We start from the raw sequence: 22,115 nt of genomic DNA on the forward strand, positions 1-22,115 counted from the left end.
GAGACGCACCAAACCGAAATGAAACAAAAAAGCCGCCCAAATGGGCGGCTTTTTCATTTGGCTTGAAACGATAATCAGTTCGCCTGACGACGCAGGAAGGCTGGGATTTCGATCTGCTCGTCCTCGTCATGGGCACGCGCCGGGGCCTGCTGGGGCTGTGCGCCGCCCATGGTTGGCTGTTGGCGGCTCGGGCGCGCGACAGGCTGCGCACGTTCTGGCTCGGCAGAATGGCCGGTCATGCGGTTTATGAGCGAGTTGATGCCAAAGCGCGGACGCTCTTCTGCGGCCCGTGCCTCGGGCTCGGGGCGGCGCTGTTGAGGCTGTACCGGGGCACGACCGACAGCCGCCTGCAACCGTTGGAGCGCCTCGGGCGAGGGGGTGCCGGGGGCCGGTGCACGCGGCGCAAGGTAGGCTTCGAGCTCGTCTTCATCGTCATAGGTGTTGCGCGCAAACTCTTCGACGCGCGGTTGATAGGCAGGCGGCGGAAGATCGTCTTCTGCGATTTCCTCTTCGAAAATATCTTCCATCTGATCTTCGGCGGCTGCGCGCTGCGTCTCCATCGCGGCAAAGAGCGACGGCTCCGGCTCTGCCACACGCGCGGCGACCGGTGCAGGCTCGGGCTTGGCCACCGGGGCAGCCTCGGCGCTGACGTGCTGCTTGAGCGGCTGCGCCATCGAGCGGCGCGGTACTGGCAGATCGGCGGCCACCTGGCTTACGTCGATGCCCGTTGCCACAACGCTGACACGGATCGAGCCTTCCATCGACGGATCAAGGGTCGAGCCCACGATGATATTGGCATCCGGGTCCACTTCCTCGCGGATACGGTTGGCGGCTTCGTCCAACTCGAACAGCGTGAGGTCATGCCCACCCGTGATGTTGATCAACACACCCTTGGCGCCCCGCAGGCTGATTTCATCCAAGAGCGGGTTGGCAATCGCCTTTTCGGCGGCCTGGATGGCGCGATCTTCGCCGCTATCCTCGCCTGTGCCCATCATCGCCTTGCCCATCTCGTCCATCACCGCGCGCACGTCGGCGAAATCGAGGTTGATGAGGCCCGGACGCACCATCAGGTCTGTCACACCCTTGACGCCCTGATAGAGCACGTCATCGGCCATGCTGAACGCTTCGGTGAAGGTCGTCTTTTCGTTCGCCAGACGGAACAGGTTTTGGTTGGGGATGATGATCAATGTATCGACCATCTTTTGCAGCGCCTCAACGCCTTCTTCTGCCTGACGCATCCGCTTGGCGCCTTCGAACTGGAACGGCTTGGTGACAACACCCACCGTCAGCACGCCCAATTCCCGCGCGGCCTGCGCGATGATCGGTGCAGCACCGGTTCCGGTGCCGCCGCCCATGCCCGCAGTGATAAAGCACATGTGCGCACCAGCCAGATGATCAACGATCTGCTCGATGCTCTCTTCAGCGGCGGCGGCCCCGACAGAAGCCCGTGCGCCTGCACCCAGACCCTCTGTCACCTTCACACCCAGTTGGATGCGGCTCTCTGCGTTGCTCTGGCTCAGGGCCTGCGCATCTGTGTTGGCCACCACGAAATCCACACCATCGAGACGCTTTTCGATCATGTTGTTCACGGCGTTGCCACCCGCCCCACCCACACCGAAAACGGTGATACGGGGCTTCAGCTCGTCATGTCCGGGCATAGTGAGGTTGAGTGTCATAGCTTGTCCGCCTGTCCTGATGCCCACATTCGCGGGCTGTTTTCCGCCTGATTGCGCCCATTCTTACCGATGGTTAGCCCAATCGTCACCTAAAAAACACGTTTTGACCACTAAATATGGTCATATTTCCAGCCTTTTTCGCGGGATTTCGCCGACTACGCCATATCTTGCGATCACCAGTTGTCCCGAAACCATTTCATTGCCCGCTTGAGCGACCGCGCCGGATAGCGATCCACCGGAATCTCGAAATCCCACCATTCGTCTTGCGGATTGGCCGCAAAGAGACACATGCCCACGGCACTGGCAAAGCCTGCACCGGTTGCCGCTTGCGGCAGACCATGCACCCGCAAAGGCCGCCCAAGCCGCACCTGCTGTCCCAATATCTTGCTGGCCAGCCCGTCAAGGCCGGGGATCTGGCTACCGCCGCCGGTCAGCACGATCTGCTGGCTTGGCAGGTGATCGAACCCGGCCGCATCAAGCCGTGCGCGCACCTCTTCGAGAATTTCCTCGACCCGAGGGCGCATAATGCCGATCAATTCGGCCCGGCTTACGCGGCGGCGATCATGCTCGTAATCGCCGGTATCACCACCGATATCGATCATCTCGCGGTCGTCCATTCCAGTGGCAACCACTCCGCCATAAAAGGTCTTAATTCTCTCGGCGGTGGCCTGCGGCACTTGGAGGCCCATGGAAATGTCGTTGGTGACGTGGTCGCCACCCATCCGCACACTGTCGGCGTAGATCATATGCTTCTTCATGAAAATGGACACGCCCGAGGTGCCGCCACCGAGATCAATACAGGCCGCGCCCAACTCCTGCTCGTCCTCGACCAAAGCGGCAATGCCCGACACATAGGCAGAGCTGGCAACCCCTGCGAGTTCCAGATCGCAGCGCTTGACACAATAGGCAAGGTTCTGGATCGCCGCACCATCAACGGTCAGCATATGCATATCGGTGGCCAGCACCTGCCCCATCTGCCCACGCGGATCAATCAATCCACTGCGGTGATCCAAGGCGAAATTGACCGGCTGCGCATGCAGCACCTCACGCCCCTCGCCGAAATCTGGCACATCACAGGCGCTCAGAACGCGGCTGATGTCCTGCTCGCTGACGGTATGGCCCTCAAGCTCGACCTGCCCCGCCAACCCATAGCTGCGCGGCCCTGCGCCCGAAAAACAGGCAATGACGTGATCAACACGAATGTTGGCCATCTTTTGCGCCGCCTGAACGGCGGTGCGAATGGCGCGCTCGGTCTCGGCCATGGCGTCGATCTCGCCAAAGCGCACCCCGCGCGACCGTGTCGTGGCCGCACCGATCACCCGAAAGCCAGCTTGTCCCGCCATCCGGCCGATGCCTTCGGCCTCGTGCAGCCGCTCGGTGCCGTCAAAGCGCAATACAAGGCAGGCTATCTTGGAGGTGCCCACATCCAAGACAGCGACCACCCCCCGCTGCATCGCCGCCTTGCGCATGTTGCGCATCGCCCGTTGGGATTCGTAGAGCTCGATCATGGTTCAGTTCGTCCCCAAACTCATCTGTGTTATGGTCCACCAGTCTTCCATGGCATTCTCGTTTAGGCGGATTGTCGGGCGTGCGGCAATGCGCATGTCGACCGAGGCCAGATCACGCCCCAGCATGTCCTGCGCCCCGTGCAGCACGATCACACGCTCCAAAGCGCGCACCGCCCCAGTTTCGGGCAACAGGATGCGTTTGCCATCCGCCAGCACCAGATCCCACCGCCGCTCTCCCATCCGCACAAGACCGCGCAGGTCCATGCCAAGCGGAACAGCCGCCCGTAGAAGTTCAATCGCCTCAGCCACCTGATCCGGGGCTCCATCACCCGCCACCACCGGCAGGTCAGCACGCTCGGCGCGGGCTTTGACCACGCCGATCACCTGCCCTTCGATGTCGATCACATTGAGCGCGTCGCGCGTTTTCCAAAGAGCGACCGGAACCCGCTCGGTAATTTCGGCGACCAGAACACCGCCCTGACGGATGCGTACTTCGGCGCGCGCGACCGCCGGCAGCTCTTCGATCATCACGCGGATATCATCGAGCACAAGGTCAAACGAGCTCGCGGGCAGGTCATAGGGGAAAATCTCGCGGATATCCTCCTGAACGCTGGTGCTCGCGCCCTCGACCGATAGCAGATTGACCATGAACTCGGGGCGGGTTTCGATCTGGTGGCGGATTTCGGCAACCTGCTCGACAAGGGCGGTGCGCCGCGTCTCGCTGCTGAGATATCCGCCGGCGATCCCCGCCACCACCAGTATCGGCAAGCCAAACCGGATCAGACGCCGATAGAGCGGCGTCAGCATCAGGCGCTGAAGACGGTAGGACATGCGCGACGGCGCAGGATCAGCGCGCGGAATTACCGGTTGCATGACGCATCCTCCACCATCCAACGACACAACTCGGGAAAGGTAATGCCGACCGCTTGCGCCTGTTCCGGGGCGAGCGACGTGGGGGTCATTCCCGGCTGCGTGTTGGTTTCCAACAGGATCAACCCATCACGCCCACGCGCCGCGTCCCAACGAAAATCCGTGCGGCTGACCCCGCGACACCCCAGCACCGCATGCGCCCGCAGCGCATAATCCAGACAGGCATCAAAAATCTCTTGCGGAATTTCAGCGGGCACCACATGGCGCGACCCACCAGGTTTGTATTTGGCGTCGTAGTCATACCAGCCATCAGTCAGAATATCCGTCACGGTCAGGGCACGGTCGCCCATCACCGTCGTGGTCAATTCGCGCCCCGGCGCATAGGCCTCAACCATCACCACCTCGGGCATGTCATCGGACAGGGCGGGTGGATTGTTGGCGCCCGCCTCAACCAGATAGATGCCGACGGAAGAGCCCTCGTTACATGGTTTCACCACATAGGGCGGGGGCATGACATGGCGCGTGCGCACCTCATCGCGCCGCGCCAGCACACTCTCGACCACCGGCAGGCCAGCCGCGCGATAGGCCGCCTTGGTGCGTTCCTTGTCCATGGCAAGTGCTGAGGACAGCACGCCCGAATGAGTGTAAGGCAGGCGCAACCATTCCAGCATCCCCTGCACGCACCCATCCTCGCCCCAACGCCCATGCAGGGCATTGAATACCACGTCCGGCTTTATCGCTTGTAAACATGTGCAGAGGTCGGCCGCGGCATCCACCTCAACCACCTCAAACCCTGCTTCCCGCAATGCGACGGCGCACTCACGCCCTGAAGAGAGCGACACGTCCCTCTCCGCTGAGGGGCCGCCCATGATCACCGCCACTTTCGGGGTTGTTCTGCTCGAACCAACCACCATGTGCCTCAATGTCCCGGGCTGGTTCACCAGCCCTGTTGTCGATTTGTTTTTGTTAGTCTGCCTGTGGGCTTGCGCCCGGAGCCGGTTCGCCGACCCTCATGATTTCCCACTCTAACTCTATTCCACGCATTTGAAAAACCTTTTTTCGCACCTCTTCGCCAAGACCTTCCAGATCGGCGGCAGACGCCCCACCGGTGTTGATCAGGAAATTGGGATGCATCTCGCTCATCTGCGCCCCACCGCGCCGTGTGCCGCGCAATCCCGCCTCGTCGATCACTTTCCACGCCTTCAGATCATGCACGTCATCCGCCCTCCCGGTCGAGGAAAATCCCGCCGGATTGCGAAAAGTGCTGCCTGCGCTGCGCTCTTTCGTCGGCTGCGTGGCGTCACGCTTGGCGATTTGGTCGGCCATTTTGGCCTCCAGCGCCGACGGATCGCCCAAGCCCCCCTCAAAGGTTGCCTCTACGATCACCCACCCGTCAGGAACAGCGCTGTGCCGATAGGCGAAGTGCAGCGCATCATGCGCGAGGGTCACCACCTCGCCGCCCCGTGTCACGGCTTTCGCCTCAATCAGATGATCGGCCACATAGGCCCCGTAACAGCCCGCATTCATCCGCACCGCGCCACCGATGCTCCCCGGGATGGTGCGCAAGAACGTCAGATCAACGCCCGCCTCCGCCGCCCGCCGTGCCACATGCGCATCAAGGGCAGCAGCCCCGGCGATCACGCGGCTGCCCTCAACACGAATGCTATTGAACCCGCGCCCCAACCGGATAACCACCGCGTGCACCCCGCCATCGCGCACAATCAGGTTGCTGCCCACGCCCATGGGAAACACCGGCAGGCTGGGGTCAAGCCCCGCAAGAAACCCTGCCAAATCGTCAAGATCTGCCGGTTGAAACAACCAATCCGCAGGCCCGCCCACACGCAGCCAGGTCAGGTCAGCCAAGGGCCGGTCGGGCGTCAGCGCGCCCCGTGTCTGTGGCATCGTCATCATGACAGCGCTTCTGCCTTTTGCCGCGCCCAAGGTAAAGCCCTGCGCATTCCCTACCCCAGTTTCCGCCGCATCCACCGCCCAAGGTAGATCACCGGCCATCGCAGCACGCTCATCCCGCAAACCATGACAAATAGGCCAACCCACGGCCCATTTTGCCACGTGACAAAGCCAAGGATCGGCACACCAAGGGCCATCAGCACATAGGCCCGCCGCCAGTAATTGTTGCGGCTAGGCAGCATCGCCAGCACATTCGCAGCGACTGCCCAACAACACGCCAGAACCAAAGAGAGCGTCATCCCAACCCTTCAAGGCGTGCTGGCAGACCATTCGCCCAAGCACTGATCGTGCCCGCGCCAAGACAGACAACCATATCCCCTGGTCCCGCCTGCTCACGCACCAGACGCTCCAAATCGTCTTCGTCGCGGATGGCACGGGCGTGGCGGTGGCCGTGGCGGATCAGCCCCGCCACCAGATCATCGCGACTGGCCCCGGGAATGGGGTCTTCGCCCGCAGCATAGACCTCGGCGATGGCCACCACATCGGCTTCGTTGAAACAACCGCAGAAATCGTCAAAAAGGCTCGAAAGCCGGGTGTACCTATGCGGTTGATGTACCGCGATAACCCGCCCCGTCGTGGCCTGCCGCGCCGCACGCAGCACAGCGGCAATCTCGACCGGGTGATGGCCGTAATCGTCGATGATGGTCACGCCGTTCACTTCGCCCACACGGGTAAAGCGCCGGTTGACGCCTCCGAAACTTGCCAAAGCGGTGCGAATTTCATCGCCTTTCATCCCCAGATGCCGCGCCACTGCAACCGCGCTCAGCGCGTTGCTGACATTGTGATCGCCGGGCATTGGAAGGGTGCAGCCTTCGATCATCCGCCCCTCAGCCTGAAGCGCCACGTCGAAATGCGCGACACCCTTTTCGTAATGCAGATTGACCGCCCGCACATCGGCCTGCGCGTTGAACCCATAGGTCATCACGCGGCGGTCGGTGATGCGGCCCACAAGGGCCTGCACCTCGGGGTGATCGGTGCAACAGACCGCCAGCCCATAAAAGGGAATATTGCTGACAAAGTCGTAAAAGCCTTGCCGCAACCGCTCGATATTGCCCCAATGCTCCATATGTTCGGGGTCGATATTGGTCACGATGGCGATGGTCGCCGGCAGGCGGTTAAAGGTGCCGTCGCTCTCGTCGGCCTCGACCACCATCCATTCGCCCTGCCCCATGCGCGCATTGCTGCCATAGGCATGGATGATGCCGCCATTGACGACCGTGGGATCAATTCCGCCCTTGACCAAAAGCTCTGCAACCAGCGTTGTCGTCGTGGTCTTGCCATGGGTGCCCGCCACCGCAATGTTGGATTTGAGCCGCATCAGTTCGGCAAGCATCTCGGCGCGGCGCACGACGGGCAGGCCGCGCTTGCGCGCCTCGTCCAATTCAGGATTGCCGGGCTTGATGGCAGATGAGATGACCACCACCGCAGCACCCTCGAGGTTTTCGGCGCGCTGCCCCTCAAAGACCGTAGCCCCCATGCCCGCCAACCGCACGGTGATCGGCGTGGATTTGAGGTCAGACCCCTGAACCTGGTAGCCATGATTGATCAACACTTCGGCAATGCCCGACATCCCGATACCGCCGATCCCGACAAAATGGATGGGGCCGATATCAGTCGGAAGCTTGGTGGCTGCATTCATTGCTTTTGCCCTTTATTCGCAAGGTCTTCGACCATATCGGCCAGATGTTGGGGGGCGTCCGGCATGCCACAACTCAACGCCGCCTGCGCCATCATCGACGCGCCGGTCGGATCGCCCAGTACAGCACCGATCTGCTCGCGCAGCACCGTTTCAGTCAAGCGGCTTTCGGGGATCACGATTGCCCCACCCGCCGCCGCCAGACCACGAGCATTGGCAGCCTGATGGTCGCCAGCGGCAGCAGCATAAGGAATGAGGATCGCAGGCCGCCCGATGATCGAAACATCAGCGATGCTCGACGCGCCCGCCCGGCTGATCACCAATTGTGCCTCGGTCATGCGGCGAGGTACATCGCGGAAAAATGGCTGCACATCGGCATCAATCCCCGCCCCGGCATAAAACCGCGCCACGCGGTCCATATCTTCCTCGCGCGCCTGATGGCTGACCCGGACATTGCGCAGGATCGCCTCCGGCAGTGCTGCGACAGCGGCTGGCACCATATCGCTGAGGATACGCGCCCCTTGTGAGCCACCAATCACCAGCACCGACATTGGATAATCGCCCGGCGCGATATAGCCCGCGCCCGCCCGCTCCAACACCGCGGCCCGCACCGGATTGCCCACATGCACCGCCTGCGTGCCCTCGGGCAGGGTGGTGGGCCAAGTGCCACAGGCAACAACATCGACCCGGCGCGCAAAGAACCGGTTGACCCGACCAAGCACCCCATTTTGTTCATGCACCATACGCGGACGGCGCAGCAGCCACGCCGCCGTGAGCGCCGGAATGCTTGGGTAGCCGCCAAATCCCACGACCACGTCCGGTTTGTCCCGCATCATCCGCAGGCTTGCCCCCAACACGCCGCCCGCGATGTGAAACGGTGCCAGCAGTTTGTTGAGCAGGCCGCCGCGCGCGAAGGTGGCGCTTGCCACCTGCTCAATTTCGACCGAATGAGGAAAGCCGCCAACATAGCGCGCACCGCGTGCATCCGTGCTCAATCGCACCCGCCAACCACGCCGCAGCATCACCTCGGCCAGGGCCTGCGCGGGAAACATATGTCCACCCGTGCCGCCCGCAGCGATGATCAACAGCGGCTGTCGCGCAGTCATGAGCGCCCCCGCAGGATATCCCCGATCTGTCCCTGAGGCCGCGTTCGGGTAAAGGCCAAAAGCATACCCACGGCGATCCCTCCCGCCACCACCGACGAACCGCCATAGCTGACAAAGGGTAGGGTCATGCCCTTGGCTGGCAGAAGGCGCACGGCGACGCCCATGTTGATCATCGCCTGTGCCCCGAACATCACCACAAGGCCGGTGCCCGCAAGGCGGATGAAGGGATCACGTTCCCGCATCAGGCGCAAAAGCGAGCGCACCACGACGCTGGCATAAAGCGCAATAATGCAGAGCACCAGAACCAGCCCGTATTCTTCGGCGGCGACCGCGATGATGAAATCCGTATGCGCGTCCGGCAGGCTCCATTTGACCTGCCCTTCTCCCACGCCCACGCCGAAGAAACCGCCTTCACGGATCGCATTGGTGGCAAAGCCAAGCTGTGTGGTCGGGTCGACCTCAGGGCTGAGAAACCCGTCAATCCGGCGCGCAAAATGCTCGGAATTGGCATAGGCGAAACTACCCACGAGCACCACGCCCCCTGCCATCCCCAAAAGCAACGTCACCGGGGCCCCTGCCACGAAATACATCACGCCCCAGCCAAAGAGAACAAGCGCGGCCTGCCCGAAATCGGGCTGCATCGCCAGAAAGGTGAGGATCACGAGGGTCAAAAGAAACGACCAACTCAGACCCGGCGGCCCATTCACCTGCTGGCTTGCCGCCATCATCCAAGCGGCCACGACCACGAATACGGGCTTGAGAAACTCCGACGGCTGCACCGACGCAAAACCGAGGCTATACCACCGTACCGCCCCCTTGCCAAAGTCTGTCCCCAGAAACGGCAGCGCCATCAGCGCGGCAAAGGCAGCGAGAAACCCTAGAACCGCCATGCGCCGCACCATTTCCGGGCGCATCATCGACACCAGCACCATCACCGCCAGTGCCATGCCTCCGAAGAGCGCCTGACGCTGCACGTAGTAAAACGCGCCAAGCCCATTCTTTTCAGCAAGCGGTGGCGAGGCGGCCAGCCCCAACAACATACCGATGCTGAACAGGATCAAGACGCATGTCAGCGACCATTTGTCGATCGTGCGCCACCATTTGGGAATGACGGGCTCTGCGTCCCGCAGGGGCACAGCCCCATAGACCATTTCTGTCATCTGCCTGCCGCCTCATGCATCTTGCGCCCCTTTTCGGGGTCTGACACATATTCTAGCGCTGTTTTCGCCTTAATACCAGAACTATCCCCTTGCCAATCGGCGGCTTTTCGCGTCAGAGCCACGCACATGCGCCACAACTGCAACACGCTCATCCTTGGGGCCGGGGCCGCCGGCATGATGTGCGCGGCCCATGCCGGGCCAAGCACGCTGATCATCGACCATGCGCGCGCACCGGGCGAGAAAATACGTATCTCAGGTGGTGGGCGGTGCAACTTCACCAATCTTGGCACGACACCGGCGAATTTCATCTCGGCCAACCCGCATTTCTGTAAATCCGCCCTCTCGCGCTATACCCAGTGGGATTTTCTTGATCTCATCGCGCGTCACGGCATCGCTTGGCATGAGAAAACCCTTGGCCAGCTTTTTTGCGACGACAAGGCCACACAGATCGTCACGCTGCTGGTCAAGGAACTGCGTCAATCGGGGGCCGATCTTTGGCTTTCAACGCATGTGTCGGACATCAGCCATGACGGCAGCCGGTTTCACGCCACGCTTGACCGCGAAGGGCGGCGCATGACTGTCTCCGCGCGCAACCTCGTGCTGGCCACGGGCGGCAAATCCATCCCCAAGATGGGCGCCACGGGCATGGCCTATGACATTGCACGCCAATTCGGCCACCAAATCACCGAAACGCGCCCGGCACTTGTACCACTCACCTTTTCCGACGCCCCTTTTACCGCACTCTCCGGCACCGCCCTACCCGTGCGGGCCAGTTGCGATGGGGTCAGCTTTGATGAAGCGGCGCTTTTTACGCATCGCGGGCTGTCGGGCCCCGCCATCCTGCAAATTTCCTCTTACTGGCGCGAGGGGCAGGCGATCACCCTCGATCTCGATCCCAACGCCAGACTTTATGACATGCTCCGCCAGCAGCGTCAGACCGCAGGCCGCCGTAATATCACAACCGACCTTGGCCATTACCTACCCGCGAAACTGGTAACGCATCTGGCGGCGAGCTTGGGTCTTGTGGGCAATCTCGCAGATCACTCCGACGCGCGGCTCGCCGAGATCACCGGGGCGTTGCGCGGCTGGCAGATGAAGCCGACCGGCACCGAAGGCTATCGCACCGCCGAAGTCACCTTGGGCGGCATCGACACTAACGGGATTTCGTCAAAATCAATGGAATCCAATCACATGCCCGGCCTCTATGCCATTGGCGAGGCCGTAGATGTCACCGGGTGGCTTGGCGGTTACAATTTTCAATGGGCATGGTCGTCGGGTTGGGCTGCAGGCAAAGCGATTGCTCAAGCCGGGGATGGCTAAGCCCGCGCGCAATTCAACGTCAGCCTTCGGGGGCCTGCATTGTCCTTGCGCCGCTTTCATCCAGTTCGCGCGCAGTCAGGACCATGCGCATACCCAATTCGAAATTCCGCTGCATCTGCATCGTCGACAGCAGCTCTTCGACCGGGTTGACGTTGCTGCTCTCCAGCGTGCCCTGCAACACCTCCGCCTGTTGATTGGGCGGCGGCAACACGCCCTCCACGGTTCGGATCTGACCGTCTGCACCCTTGGTCAGCGCAACATCCTCAGGCGGGATCACGGTGGCCAGCACACCGGCCAAGACCGGATCACCCTCAGGATCATCAAGCGGCTGTATGTAGATTTCGCCAATATCCGTGATCCGGATATTGCGATAAGCGGGCACCTGAAGCGGGGCCATATCCGCACCCAGCATCGCATCGCCCGCACCATTGCGCAGCGTGCCATCCGTATCACGCCGCAGATCGCCACGACGGCTGAGCGCCGGATCGCCGGACTCGGGCATCACGTAGAAAAAGCCCCGATCCGCAATCGCCACATCCAGTTCCTCGTCGGTGCGGGTGAGCCTGCCCGTTTCCTGCGAGAACCCGGCGGGCCCGGTCTCGACCTGAAAGGCACGAGTGGTCAACCCCTCCATCATGTCGAGGAACCGCACCCCGCCCTCGTTGGGCAGGTCGCGGCGATAACCCGGAACGGTCTGGTTGGCGAGGTTCTGCGCCTGCGCCACCTGACTGTCGCGATTGACGCCCAATGCGTTGAGCGCGGTATAGATCATGCGGTCCATGGAGGCGCCTTGCGTTAGCTGCGGATGTTCAGAACCGTGTCGGCCAAGGTTCCGTTGGTCTCGAGCGCTTTGGCAGAGGCCTGATAGTTCCGTTGCGCCATGATCAAGTTGACCAATTGCTCAGTCAGATCGACATTCGAGCGTTCGACCGAGCCAGCCCTGATCGCACCAAAGCCACTTGTCCCCGGCACACCCAAACGGACGTCACCGGATTCTCGCGAGGCGCGGTAAGTCGCGCTACCGATGCTGCCAAGACCTTGGATATCCGAGAAATTCGCAACAGCAACCTGACCGACTGCAACCGAAGTCTCGGCACCATAGCTGGCCCAAACGGTGCCATCCTGACGCACATCAACCGAGGACAGGTCAAGCTGGCGGGTGCCATTCTGTGACACAGCAATCGCGCCAAACGGGCCCTCAGACACCCGCGAGCCACCAAGAGAAAGCGACAGCGCCTGCTCCCCAAAATCAAAGTTCATCGCCTCAAGACCGCCGGTCTGCGCGCCGCCCGCATCAAAAGACAATGTGGCCAGCGGGTTGGTGGGGGCGGTGATAACGCCGTCGACCACCAGTTGCACCGTATAGGCCAACCCGCCATCCAGCGCGTCGGGCGCATCGGACATCACGAAATAGGCTTGCGCCGGCACGGCACGCCCCGCAGCATCCAGCACCGGGATTTGCGTGGTCGCAGCATAAGTCGTTGGATCCGCTGGATCAAAGGCAGCGGCAGGAATGGCCGCCTGCGCGCCCAGACCACCATTGTTGCTCAGCGACAGGTTGAACGATAGATCAACGGCCGTCGTCGCCTGAGGCGTGCCGAATTGTTGCGGGATCTGCAGGCGTTGCGTCTGTGTAGTGGACAGCGTGTCGCCATTCTCTGAGGTCGGGAAGACCGTAAGGAAATGCCCCGCCGCATTGGTCACAAACCCTTCGCGGTTCATGCCAAAGGCACCGGCACGGGTATAGCCCGCATCGGCCCCTGCATCCGGCCCGGTGCGGACCTGAAAGAACCCCGGCCCCTGCAAAGACAGGTCCAGCACATTGCCGGTCGCCGTCAAAGACCCCTGTTTGAAATCTACACCAATCCGGCTGACTTCGGTGCCTGATCCAATCTGTGACGCAGGGCGGCTGTACGGGCTGGTGGTATAGATATCGGCGAATTCCGCCCGGCTGCCATGAAACCCGAGGGTGCCCACATTGGCAATATTGTTCGAAGTCACCGAAATGTCGGTCTGCGCGGCGTTCAGCCCGGAAAGTGCAGTGTGAAAGCTCATGAATCTGGTCCTGTCAGGTCGTTGAAGGGTCTGGTGTTGGTTGGGATTAGCGAATGTCGGTGATCTCGAGACTGCTACGCAGCCCATAGTCTTCGACCCTGAGGGTCATGTCCTGCCCGCCCTCGGGCATCTGCACCCCCACAACCCGGGCATAGACAAAGGGCTCTGCCGGTGTGTCGCCATCCACCTCGATCGCCACCCGCACCGCACCGCGCGCGGCGACGATCTCAGGCGGCAGGCCGTCCCAGTCAAAGCCCATCAGCCCGGCAGGCTGTGCGCCCATATCTTTTCGGTGGAGTTCCGCGCCCGTCTCGGCGTTGGAATAGATCACTGTGACAGCACTTGCCGCCTCTGGAAGGTCTGCCACACCGTGCACCCCGCCCGACGCATCTGGCCGCGCGAGCGAACCCGGCACCAAAACCTGTTGCCCCAAGAGCGACGAAGCGGTCGCAATCCGATTGCCCCCGATCTGGCTGCCGATATCGCTTAAGGTGGTGTTCACCCGGTCCAACCCCGCCACGGTCGAAAATTGCGCCATCTGTGCGAGGAATTCGCCATTTTCCATTGGCGCGAACGGGTCTTGGTTCTGTAACTGCGCCGTCATCAGCGCCAGAAAATCCTGCTGCCCCAGATCGCCATTGCCTGTCCGTGTTGGGGCGGAATTGGCGGCGGCGGCGGCCGTGAACGTGGCACTTGCGCCGGTTGCTGTATTGACTTCAGGCATTGCAGTGCTCCTTAGCCCTGACCCATCATGACCGTGCGTGCCATCAGCGTGCGCAGGGTCGAGACGGTTTCCAAAACATTCTGATACTGGCGGCTGGCCTCGACCATCTCGACCATTTCCTCGTCTGGATTGACGACGGATTCGTAGACAAAGCCCTCTTCATCGGCCATCGGATGATCGGGGCGGTAGGCACGCACAGGCTCTCGATCAAGCTGAACAACGTCGGTGACATGCGTGGTCGAAAGGCCAGACTGGCCGGTCTGATCGGCATAGATCGTCTCGAACACCGGGCGCAGCGGGCGATAGGCCTCTTCTTTGGTGGTGCTCACCGCCTGCGCATTGGCCATATTGGAGGCCACCGTATTCAAGCGCACCATCTGCGCCGACATGGCAGAGCTGGCGACATCAAAGATATTCTTGATCATCATGGCTTATTCTCCCTTGATCGCCGTGTTCAAACCAGAAATCCGCCGGTTGAGCAGCGTAAGACTGGTTTGGTAACGCAGGCTGTTTTCCGCAAATTCCATCTGCTCCACAGCCAGTTCGACCGTATTGCCATCGAGCGAAGGATTGACCGGAACGCGGTATCCCGCCTGCCCCGCATTTGGACCACTGGTTGCGAAATGGCGGCCGTTGCTGGTGGCGAGGGCACCGCCACCAGTTTCAGCATTCAGCACCGTTTCGAAATCCATGTCGCGCGCCTTGAAGCCCGGAGTCGCCGCATTGGCGATGTTGGAGGCCAGCATCGCGCCACGCTGCTCGCGCAGGTTCAGAGCCGAGGCAAAGAGGCTCAGGTGATCGCGGAACGCATCTGTCATGGCGCGAGATCCTTTCCCGGGTGGTCAGCGCAGTTGGTCCAGTCCTTGCAGGGTGACGTGCATCGTGGATGCTCCGGCCCTGCCCGCATCCCTGCAATTCTGGTGCCAACCCGCCCGAAACCAAGGAACGCCGATGTCAGAGACCGCCGCCCGCCCCGCCATGCGCAAGTCGCTCACCCTGCCCCGAAGCTTTAGTCGTGTGCTGGGGCGCCTGCTGATCCTTCCCGCCACCGAGAGCCTGCCCCTCGCAAACAACGTCTACGCCCAAACCAGCAATCCGGTGCAGCGCGCGCTCGCGATGCGCCTGCGCCTGCGCCTCTTGCAAGAGGCTCTCGATGCCCCGCACAAACCCGTCCCGCCGGTCAAAGCCGAACCCGAACAGCTGCCCCCACCGATGCCGGAACCAATGCCGGAGCCAGAGCCAGAACCCGCACCACCCCCAAAACCCGCCAAGACAGCCAAGCTCGTCAGTCTAGATCTGGCAGGCGGCGCTCTTTCCATGATGATGAGCGAATTGGGAAGCGGCGAAGACGCAGAGGATGATTTCTTTGGCGATGACTGAACCCCTTCAACGCCGCTATCTTTGGATACCAGCCCTCTCTTTCGCCCCCTCGCAAATACCTTCGCGCGCTTTCTATTTCAGTCAGATCATGGGATTGTGGTTGTACTTCCAAGGCTGCCAGGAGATACGGAAATGAAACAGTTGGCACCGCAAATGACAGTGAACGATACGCATCGGTTTGGGCAAGACGCCAATACCCCCCTCCATCTCCCCAGTGGATGGTGGATTGCCCCCATGGTCGGTCTCGGCGTTGTGATGTGGTACTGGATCATTTCCGCACTTCTCTCGGTTTTGGGCTAAGCCTCCCTCCAGAGCTTGCAAAGTGTTGTCGCCCGGTCGCTCTCGCGTCCGGGCGAAACCTTTTTTCCGGGTATTATGTAGAACTTGACCCCGCGCATGTCTGCACGGGGTCGTTGTTTTTCTTGCCGTTTGTTGCAGCGCCCTGCCGTTATCCGCGCGCCTCGCGGATCAGCCGCAGAATATCCTTGGCTGCCTCAGGAATATTGGTGCCTGGACCAAAGATTGCCTTGACCCCTGCCTTCTTGAGGAAATCGTAATCCTGTTGTGGGATCACCCCGCCGCAGATAACGATAATGTCGCCCGCATCCCGCGCCCTAAGCGCCGCGATCAGTTTCGGTGCCAATGTCTTGTGCCCCGCCGCCTGAGAGCTGATGCCCACCACATGTACGTCATTATCAATGGCATCCTGCGCCGCCTCTTCTGGCGTCTGAAAGAGCGGGCCCACATCCACATCGAACCCGATATCGGCAAAGGCGGTGGCAATCACCTTGGCACCGCGGTCATGCCCATCTTGCCCCATCTTGACGACAAGCATACGCGGACGGCGCCCCTCAACCTCGGCAAAATCCTCGACGGATTTCTGAATGGCGGCAAAGCCTGCGTCGCCCTCATAGGCGGCACCGTAAACCCCGGCCAAAGTCTTGACCTCGGCGCGATGCCGTCCAAACTCTTTTTCCAGTGCCATGCTGATCTCTCCTACCGTGGCGCGCGCACGCGCTGCCTCAACCGCTGCGTCGAGCAGATTGCCGCCCTCACGCGCACGGCGCGTCATTTCGTTCAGGGCGGCCTGACAAGCCGTCTCATCGCGTTGCGCGCGGATACGCTCCAACCGGGCGATCTGCGCCTCGCGCACCTTGTCGTTGTCGATATCCAGAATATCGATCGGGTCTTCCTTGTCCTTGCGATACTTGTTGACGCCGACGATCACCTCGTCACCCCGGTCGATCATGGCCTGCCGGGTCGCCGCGGTTTCTTCGATGCGGAGCTTTGGCATGCCAGATTCCACCGCCTTGGTCATGCCCCCCATGGCCTCGACCTCTTCGATCAGGGCCCAGGCCTTTTCGGCCAACTCATGCGTCAGGCTCTCGACGTAGTAAGACCCCGCCAGCGGGTCGACCACCTTGGTGACGCCGGTCTCTTCTTGCAGGATCAACTGCGTATTGCGGGCGATGCGCGCGCTGAAATCTGTAGGCAGGGCAATCGCCTCATCCAGGGCATTGGTGTGCAGCGACTGCGTGCCCCCCAGAACCGCGCTCATCGCCTCGTAGGCGGTGCGCACCACGTTGTTATAGGGATCTTGTTCCTGAAGGCTCACCCCGGATGTCTGGCAATGGGTGCGCAGCATCTTGGATTTCTCGTCCTTGGCACCGAATTCGGTCATGATCCGGTGCCAGAGCAGGCGCGCAGCGCGCAGCTTGGCGGCCTCCATAAAAAAGTTCATGCCGATGGCGAAGAAGAACGAAAGACGCGGCGCAAAGCTGTCTACATCCATGCCCGCAGCGATGGCTGCACGCACGTATTCGCGCCCGTCGGCCAGCGTATAGGCCAATTCCTGCACAAGGTTCGCGCCCGCCTCTTGCATGTGATAGCCCGAGATCGAGATCGAGTTGAATTTTGGCATGTGTTGGGCTGTATAGCCGATGATATCCGACACAATCCGCATGCTGGGTGCAGGTGGATAGATATAGGTGTTCCGAACCATGAATTCCTTGAGAATGTCATTCTGAATAGTGCCCGAGAGCAGCGCCCGATCATGGCCTTGCTCTTCTCCGGCGACGATAAAACTGGCCAAAACCGGGATCACAGCGCCGTTCATCGTCATCGACACGGAAACCTTGTCGAGCGGGATGCCATCAAAGAGGATTTTCATATCCTCGACGCTGTCAATCGCCACACCTGCCTTGCCGACATCCCCCTCGACGCGGGGATGGTCGCTATCATAGCCGCGATGCGTGGCCAGATCGAAGGCGACCGAGACCCCCTGCTGTCCGGCTGCAAGGTTGCGGCGGTAAAAGGCGTTCGATTCCTCGGCTGTCGAGAACCCGGCATATTGCCGGATCGTCCAGGGGCGGCCTGCGTACATCGTGGCCTTGACGCCGCGCGTAAAGGGCGCCTTTCCGGGGATGCTCCCCATATGCGGCAGCTCCGCCACATCCTCTGCGGTATAAAGCGGTTGAACCGCTATCCCCTCGAGCGTGTTCCACGTCAAGTCTTCGGGTGCGCGCCCCCGCAGCTCAGCCGCCGCGAGTTTACGCCAATCGTCTTTCTTCGTCGCCATTCCGATGTCCTCTTCCAATCTGGCCAGAGGGCAGGTGTTTCCCCGCCTCATCTGATCCGGTTTCTTCTGATAGTCGCGCCACCCCATCTGCCCCGGCCGAAAGCCAGAAGAGATCGTCGGCATAGGCCTCTTGCAGGGCCAAACGCTGTGCCCGGTCAAAGGGCTGCCAACGCCCTTCGCACTCGGGCAATTGTGTCAAATCGCCGCCACGCGCGGCCACAGCACGGCGTAACGCCGCCAGATCCGGCGCGCGGTTGAGCCAGAGCCGCGCCGCCTTGACCGGCACCTCTGCAAGCCCGGTTATCGCGCGCAGCCGCCCCTCGGGGCGTCCAGCATGCACCTCATGCGGAAGGATCACGAGATCGACACCGGGCAGCGCACAGGCCAGATCAGTGATCACCTCGCGCCAATGCCAGTTGACCGTCACCAGCCGGTCAAGGTCATCGACCCCCGGCACACCGTGCCCCCGCGCCACGCCATAGGCCAGCGACGACGCCCACCAACTATCCTGTCCGCGCACGGACAGCGCCACACGCGTGATCCGCCCGTCAAAAGCATGGGCGAACCGCGCCACACGCTCGCCAATGCCGGGATAGAGCCGCGCGTGCCGCAGGTTACGCCGGGTTGAGCCGATCATGTTCTCATCGCTGATCAACACACGGGTCATGCCCTGCGTGCGCGCCTCTTCAAGTCGAAGGGCGATACGCCCACGCGCGCGGTCCAACTGTTGGGTGGCAGTGGCAAGGCCCGATGCCGGGATGACCCCACTCAACACACCGTCCCGTGTCACCTCTGGGCCCCAATAGCACAGGCCTTGCGCTGCCAAAGTACGCGCGTTGGCGCGCATATAGTGTTGAAACGAGGTTGAGGCGGTGCGATGCGCGCCCAGATGCAGGATGATGTCCATGTCAGGTCTGACCTTTCGATTGGCCGCCCCTTGCGACCGCAAACGATTGGTCTCGATCCTGCCTGCCATTCCTGACCATGCGCTTAACTTCGGAAAATTTCCGTGCGCTTGCCATTCACCCTTCGCAATCGTCGTCATCCAGCCTATATCTTGACCGACAGGAGACCCCATGAAAACGATCTTATCCCTTGTTTTGGCTCTCTTTATCGCGCTGCCAGCGACCGCGCAGGACAGCGATACGGGCCCCGCGTCTGCCTCGATCCTCTCGGCAGATACTGTCAATTTGAAGGATTTTCTCTGGCTCAAGCGCCCACTTGTGATTTTTGCCGATACGCCCGCCGATCCGCGATATGTTGAACAGATGGCGTATATCACCCAGCGGCTTGATGTGCTCAATTCGCTTGATGTGGTGGTGATCACCGACACTGATCCTGACGCGCGCTCGGACCTGCGCAAGATGCTGCGCCCTCGTGGATTTGGCCTTGTGCTTATCGGCAAGGACGGGGTGATATACCTGCGCAAGCCCGCGCCCTGGCATGTGCGCGAGATCGTCCGCACCATCGACAAACTGCCAATGCGCCAACAGGAACTGCGGGAGCGTCCGGGCGATAGCTGATGCTCGCACACCATCATCCGGCCCCAATCGCCACAATCAAAAGCCCTGTGGCAGGGTCCATCAGCATGAGCGCGCCCACATGCGCCTCCCATGCCATCACGGCACCCGGCTGACCCAAGATGTGATGAAAGGCGCTCTCGCTTGTCGCTTCCATGCAGGCGCGCGCCTCAAGGCCTGCGCGTCGCATAGCCATACCGATAGGCCGGTCGAAATTGGCCATGGCCACCATGGCCGCATCGGGGGCCAGCCCCGGCGCGATCCAAGCCGCCTGACCACGCGCGGCGAGGGCGCGCGCCATCTCTGACGCTGACCCGACCACGGGCATCGCTGCCTTGATCCGCCCATCCGTTACGCGATAGAGGCCCACGGCACACTGCATCGTCGCCGCAAATTCCACGGTTTCGCCCAACGCAAACCACGCTGCCAGCCGCCCGCGCTGCGCCGCCTCTGCGTCACGCGCACAAGCGGCAACGACAGCGATAGCAGCAAGGCACGAAAGCAGCCGCAGGTCATGGCGCAGGGTCAGGTGCATTCCCTCACTCGAACTCCATGATCACATCATCGACTGCAAGGCTGTCACCCGGCCCCGCATTCACCTTTGCCACCACGCCCTTACGCTCGGCGCGCAGGATGTTTTCCATCTTCATCGCCTCCACCGTGCAGAGTGCCTGCCCCTCCTGCACCTCTTCGCCCGCTGCCACATTGACCTTTACGATCAACCCCGGCATCGGACAGAGCAGCAGCTTGGATGTATCAGGTGGGAGTTTCTCGGGCATTAACGCGGCCAGTTCCGCCTGACGCGGCGTGCGCACATGGACCTTGAGATCGGCGCCCCGCGTGCGGATGCGGAACCCGCCGCTGATTTTTCCGACCTTGAGCACCAGCGCCCGGCCATCCACATCAAGCCGCGCCAGTTGATCGCCGGGTGTCCAGTCGCTAGTGACGCGCAGGGTGTCACCATCTTCAAAGCGCACGGTCGCCCCCTCACGATCCGCCGCCACCACCACGGCAAAGCTCTTGCCCTGCAAGGACACAACCCAGTCTTCACCGACATGGCGTTCGTGATTGTCCATCCGCCCCGATACCCGCGTACGTCGGATTTCAGCCACCCGATGCATCGCCGCCGTGCTTGCCGCAATCGCGCGCAGCGCCTCTTCCGGCAGTGTTACGCCAGTGAAACCCTCGGGATACTCCTCGGCGATAAAGGCCGTGGTGATATCGCCGCTAACAAAGCGCGGATGATCCATCACGGCGCTCAGGAACGGCAGGTTATGCCCAATGCCCTCAACTTCAAAGCTGTCCAGAGCCACGCGCATGCCCTCGATCGCCTCGGCGCGGGTATGGCCCCAAGTGCACAGCTTGGCGATCATCGGATCGTAATACATGCTGATCTCGCCGCCCTCGAACACGCCCGTGTCATTGCGCACCACAGCACCGTCCATCGCCAACTCCTCGGGCGGGCGATACCGACTTAGACGACCGATGGATGGCAGGAACCCGCGATACGGGTCTTCGGCATAGAGACGGCTCTCCATCGCCCAGCCTGTCAGCTTTACATCCGCTTGTTTGAGGCTCAGCGCCTCGCCATGCGCAACCCGGATCATCTGTTCCACAAGATCGACGCCAGTGATCAATTCCGTCACAGGATGTTCAACCTGGAGGCGCGTGTTCATTTCGAGAAAGTAGAAATTCCTCTGTCCATCCACGATAAACTCCACCGTGCCTGCACTGGCGTAACCCACCGCCTGCGCGAGTGCCACGGCCTGCTCACCCATTGCGCGGCGTGTGGCCTCATCAAGAAACGGGCTCGGCGCTTCTTCGATCACCTTCTGGTTCCGGCGCTGAATGCTGCACTCGCGCTCGCCAAGATAGATGCCGTTACCGTGGGTATCGCAGAGCACCTGAATTTCAATATGGCGCGGTTGGGTGACGAATTTCTCAATGAAAATGCGATCATCACCAAAAGAACTCGCCGCCTCGTTCTTGGAACTTTGAAAGCCCTCGCGCGCTTCCTCGTCATTCCAAGCGATGCGCATCCCCTTACCGCCGCCGCCCGCAGAGGCCTTGATCATGACGGGATAGCCGATTTGATTTGAGATGGTCACCGCCTCTTCGGCATCGGCGATCAGGCCCATATAGCCGGGCACGGTGCTAACGCCTGCCTCTTGCGCGATTTTCTTCGAGGTGATCTTGTCCCCCATCGCCTCAATCGCCTTTACGGGAGGCCCGACAAAGGCCACGCCTGCCGCTTCCAGCGCCTGCGCGAATTTGGGGTTCTCGGACAAAAATCCATAGCCCGGATGCACCGCCTCTGCCCCGGTGGCCTTGATCGCGGCCATCACCTTGTCGATCACGATATAGCTCTCGGACGCAGGCGCCGGACCGATATGAACCGCCTCGTCGGCCATGCGCACATGCAGCGCGTTGCGATCCGCATCGGAATAGATCGCCACCGTCGCAATCCCCATCTTGCGCGCGGTCTTGATCACGCGACAGGCGATCTCGCCCCGGTTGGCAATCAATATCTTCTTGAACATCTTCCGTCCCTTCCTCTCTTATCGGCGCGGCCTTTAGGCGGCGCGCCGGATTTCTTCTGGCACAACAAGAAAAC

At 61.5% G+C, this 22,115-nt stretch carries 22 protein-coding genes; 4 read left to right on the top strand and 18 right to left on the bottom strand.

Translation table 11 applies throughout. The features are described 5' to 3' along the window. Positions 1–74 precede the first annotated feature (74 nt). The 9 genes from ftsZ to GC127_RS22140 all read right to left on the bottom strand — a co-directional run bounded on the left by ftsZ (position 75) and on the right by GC127_RS22140 (position 9,924). Positions 75–1,676 carry a cell division protein FtsZ gene (ftsZ, locus tag GC127_RS22100; RefSeq protein WP_037297441.1) on the bottom strand — a complete coding sequence of 534 codons (1,602 nt, stop codon included), beginning with the start codon at positions 1,674–1,676 and terminating at the stop codon, positions 75–77. A 173-nt stretch (positions 1,677–1,849) separates the two neighbouring features. Continuing rightward, positions 1,850–3,184, bottom strand: coding sequence for a cell division protein FtsA (gene ftsA, locus GC127_RS22105; protein WP_008280514.1), 1,335 nt, complete (start codon positions 3,182–3,184; stop codon positions 1,850–1,852). A 3-nt stretch (positions 3,185–3,187) separates the two neighbouring features. Beyond that, a complete protein-coding gene (locus tag GC127_RS22110; RefSeq protein ID WP_008280515.1) occupies positions 3,188–4,057 on the bottom strand; it encodes a cell division protein FtsQ/DivIB in 870 nt (289 codons plus the stop codon). Beyond that, positions 4,045–4,968: a D-alanine--D-alanine ligase gene (locus GC127_RS22115; RefSeq protein WP_198133582.1), complete on the bottom strand. Its 924-nt coding sequence runs from the start codon at positions 4,966–4,968 to the stop codon at positions 4,045–4,047. Before GC127_RS22115 ends, GC127_RS22110 begins: the two co-directional genes overlap by 13 nt. 52 nt (positions 4,969–5,020) lie before the next feature. Beyond that, positions 5,021–5,965, bottom strand: coding sequence for a UDP-N-acetylmuramate dehydrogenase (gene murB / locus GC127_RS22120; RefSeq protein ID WP_198385579.1), 945 nt, complete (start codon positions 5,963–5,965; stop codon positions 5,021–5,023). 50 nt (positions 5,966–6,015) lie between these two features. Further along, on the bottom strand, positions 6,016–6,261 hold the full coding sequence (locus GC127_RS22125) for a DUF2484 family protein (RefSeq protein WP_151979579.1): 246 nt from the start codon (positions 6,259–6,261) through the stop codon (positions 6,016–6,018). Continuing rightward, complete coding sequence (gene murC / locus GC127_RS22130) at positions 6,258–7,661, bottom strand: UDP-N-acetylmuramate--L-alanine ligase (RefSeq protein ID WP_008280519.1); 1,404 nt, start codon at positions 7,659–7,661, stop codon at positions 6,258–6,260. The genes GC127_RS22125 and murC overlap by 4 nt, the downstream gene beginning before the upstream one ends. Continuing rightward, positions 7,658–8,764 (bottom strand): UDP-N-acetylglucosamine--N-acetylmuramyl-(pentapeptide) pyrophosphoryl-undecaprenol N-acetylglucosamine transferase, encoded by a 1,107-nt coding sequence (locus tag GC127_RS22135; protein ID WP_151979580.1) that lies wholly within the window; start codon positions 8,762–8,764, stop codon positions 7,658–7,660. Before GC127_RS22135 ends, murC begins: the two co-directional genes overlap by 4 nt. Continuing rightward, positions 8,761–9,924, bottom strand: a complete 1,164-nt coding sequence (locus GC127_RS22140; protein WP_081506644.1) for a putative peptidoglycan glycosyltransferase FtsW — start codon at positions 9,922–9,924, stop codon at positions 8,761–8,763. The genes GC127_RS22135 and GC127_RS22140 overlap by 4 nt, the downstream gene beginning before the upstream one ends. 126 nt (positions 9,925–10,050) lie before the next feature. Here GC127_RS22140 and GC127_RS22145 point away from each other — a divergent pair, with 126 nt between their 5' ends. Beyond that, positions 10,051–11,244, top strand: a complete 1,194-nt coding sequence (locus tag GC127_RS22145; RefSeq protein ID WP_151979581.1) for an NAD(P)/FAD-dependent oxidoreductase — start codon at positions 10,051–10,053, stop codon at positions 11,242–11,244. 19 nt (positions 11,245–11,263) lie between these two features. Here the strand turns inward: GC127_RS22145 and GC127_RS22150 are convergent, their stop codons facing one another. The 5 genes from GC127_RS22150 to flgB are packed head-to-tail and all read right to left on the bottom strand — an operon-like array spanning position 11,264 to position 14,841. Continuing rightward, positions 11,264–12,025 carry a flagellar basal body rod protein FlgF gene (locus GC127_RS22150; RefSeq protein WP_008280523.1) on the bottom strand — a complete coding sequence of 254 codons (762 nt, stop codon included), beginning with the start codon at positions 12,023–12,025 and terminating at the stop codon, positions 11,264–11,266. Between the two features lie 14 nt (positions 12,026–12,039). After that, on the bottom strand, positions 12,040–13,299 hold the full coding sequence (locus tag GC127_RS22155) for a flagellar hook protein FlgE (RefSeq protein ID WP_199861306.1): 1,260 nt from the start codon (positions 13,297–13,299) through the stop codon (positions 12,040–12,042). A gap of 46 nt (positions 13,300–13,345) precedes the next feature. Beyond that, on the bottom strand, positions 13,346–14,023 hold the full coding sequence (locus tag GC127_RS22160) for a flagellar hook assembly protein FlgD (protein WP_008280525.1): 678 nt from the start codon (positions 14,021–14,023) through the stop codon (positions 13,346–13,348). Positions 14,024–14,034: 11 nt separating this feature from the next. Continuing rightward, positions 14,035–14,451: a flagellar basal body rod protein FlgC gene (flgC, locus tag GC127_RS22165; protein ID WP_008280526.1), complete on the bottom strand. Its 417-nt coding sequence runs from the start codon at positions 14,449–14,451 to the stop codon at positions 14,035–14,037. A gap of 3 nt (positions 14,452–14,454) precedes the next feature. Beyond that, positions 14,455–14,841 (bottom strand): flagellar basal body rod protein FlgB, encoded by a 387-nt coding sequence (gene flgB, locus GC127_RS22170; protein ID WP_081506647.1) that lies wholly within the window; start codon positions 14,839–14,841, stop codon positions 14,455–14,457. A gap of 133 nt (positions 14,842–14,974) precedes the next feature. Between flgB and GC127_RS22175 the strand changes: the two genes are divergently transcribed. Together GC127_RS22175 and GC127_RS22950 are read left to right on the top strand one after the other, a co-directional pair. Continuing rightward, positions 14,975–15,403 carry a hypothetical protein gene (locus tag GC127_RS22175; RefSeq protein ID WP_151979583.1) on the top strand — a complete coding sequence of 143 codons (429 nt, stop codon included), beginning with the start codon at positions 14,975–14,977 and terminating at the stop codon, positions 15,401–15,403. A gap of 132 nt (positions 15,404–15,535) precedes the next feature. After that, positions 15,536–15,703 (top strand): hypothetical protein, encoded by a 168-nt coding sequence (locus GC127_RS22950; RefSeq protein ID WP_157132402.1) that lies wholly within the window; start codon positions 15,536–15,538, stop codon positions 15,701–15,703. Positions 15,704–15,851: 148 nt separating this feature from the next. Here GC127_RS22950 and scpA read toward each other — a convergent pair whose 3' ends face one another. Beyond that, the gene (gene scpA, locus GC127_RS22180) at positions 15,852–17,981 is read right to left on the bottom strand and encodes a methylmalonyl-CoA mutase (protein ID WP_081506648.1); all 2,130 of its coding nucleotides are present in this window, start codon (positions 17,979–17,981) and stop codon (positions 15,852–15,854) included. Continuing rightward, positions 17,953–18,888, bottom strand: coding sequence for a hypothetical protein (locus GC127_RS22185; protein WP_199861307.1), 936 nt, complete (start codon positions 18,886–18,888; stop codon positions 17,953–17,955). Before GC127_RS22185 ends, scpA begins: the two co-directional genes overlap by 29 nt. Positions 18,889–19,057: 169 nt before the next feature. On the opposite strand from GC127_RS22185, the gene GC127_RS22190 reads away from it, so the two are divergent. Beyond that, positions 19,058–19,504 (top strand): DUF4174 domain-containing protein, encoded by a 447-nt coding sequence (locus GC127_RS22190; protein WP_008280532.1) that lies wholly within the window; start codon positions 19,058–19,060, stop codon positions 19,502–19,504. Positions 19,505–19,517: 13 nt separating this feature from the next. Here GC127_RS22190 and GC127_RS22195 read toward each other — a convergent pair whose 3' ends face one another. Then, the gene (locus tag GC127_RS22195) at positions 19,518–20,036 is read right to left on the bottom strand and encodes a hypothetical protein (RefSeq protein ID WP_081506650.1); all 519 of its coding nucleotides are present in this window, start codon (positions 20,034–20,036) and stop codon (positions 19,518–19,520) included. A gap of 4 nt (positions 20,037–20,040) precedes the next feature. Next, entirely contained in the window at positions 20,041–22,041 is a 2,001-nt protein-coding gene (locus GC127_RS22200) for an acetyl/propionyl/methylcrotonyl-CoA carboxylase subunit alpha (protein WP_151979585.1), read from the bottom strand. Between the last annotated feature and the right edge of the window lie 74 nt (positions 22,042–22,115).

Source organism: Roseovarius sp. EC-HK134, assembly GCF_902498815.1.
Lineage (GTDB): Bacteria > Pseudomonadota > Alphaproteobacteria > Rhodobacterales > Rhodobacteraceae > Roseovarius > Roseovarius mucosus_A.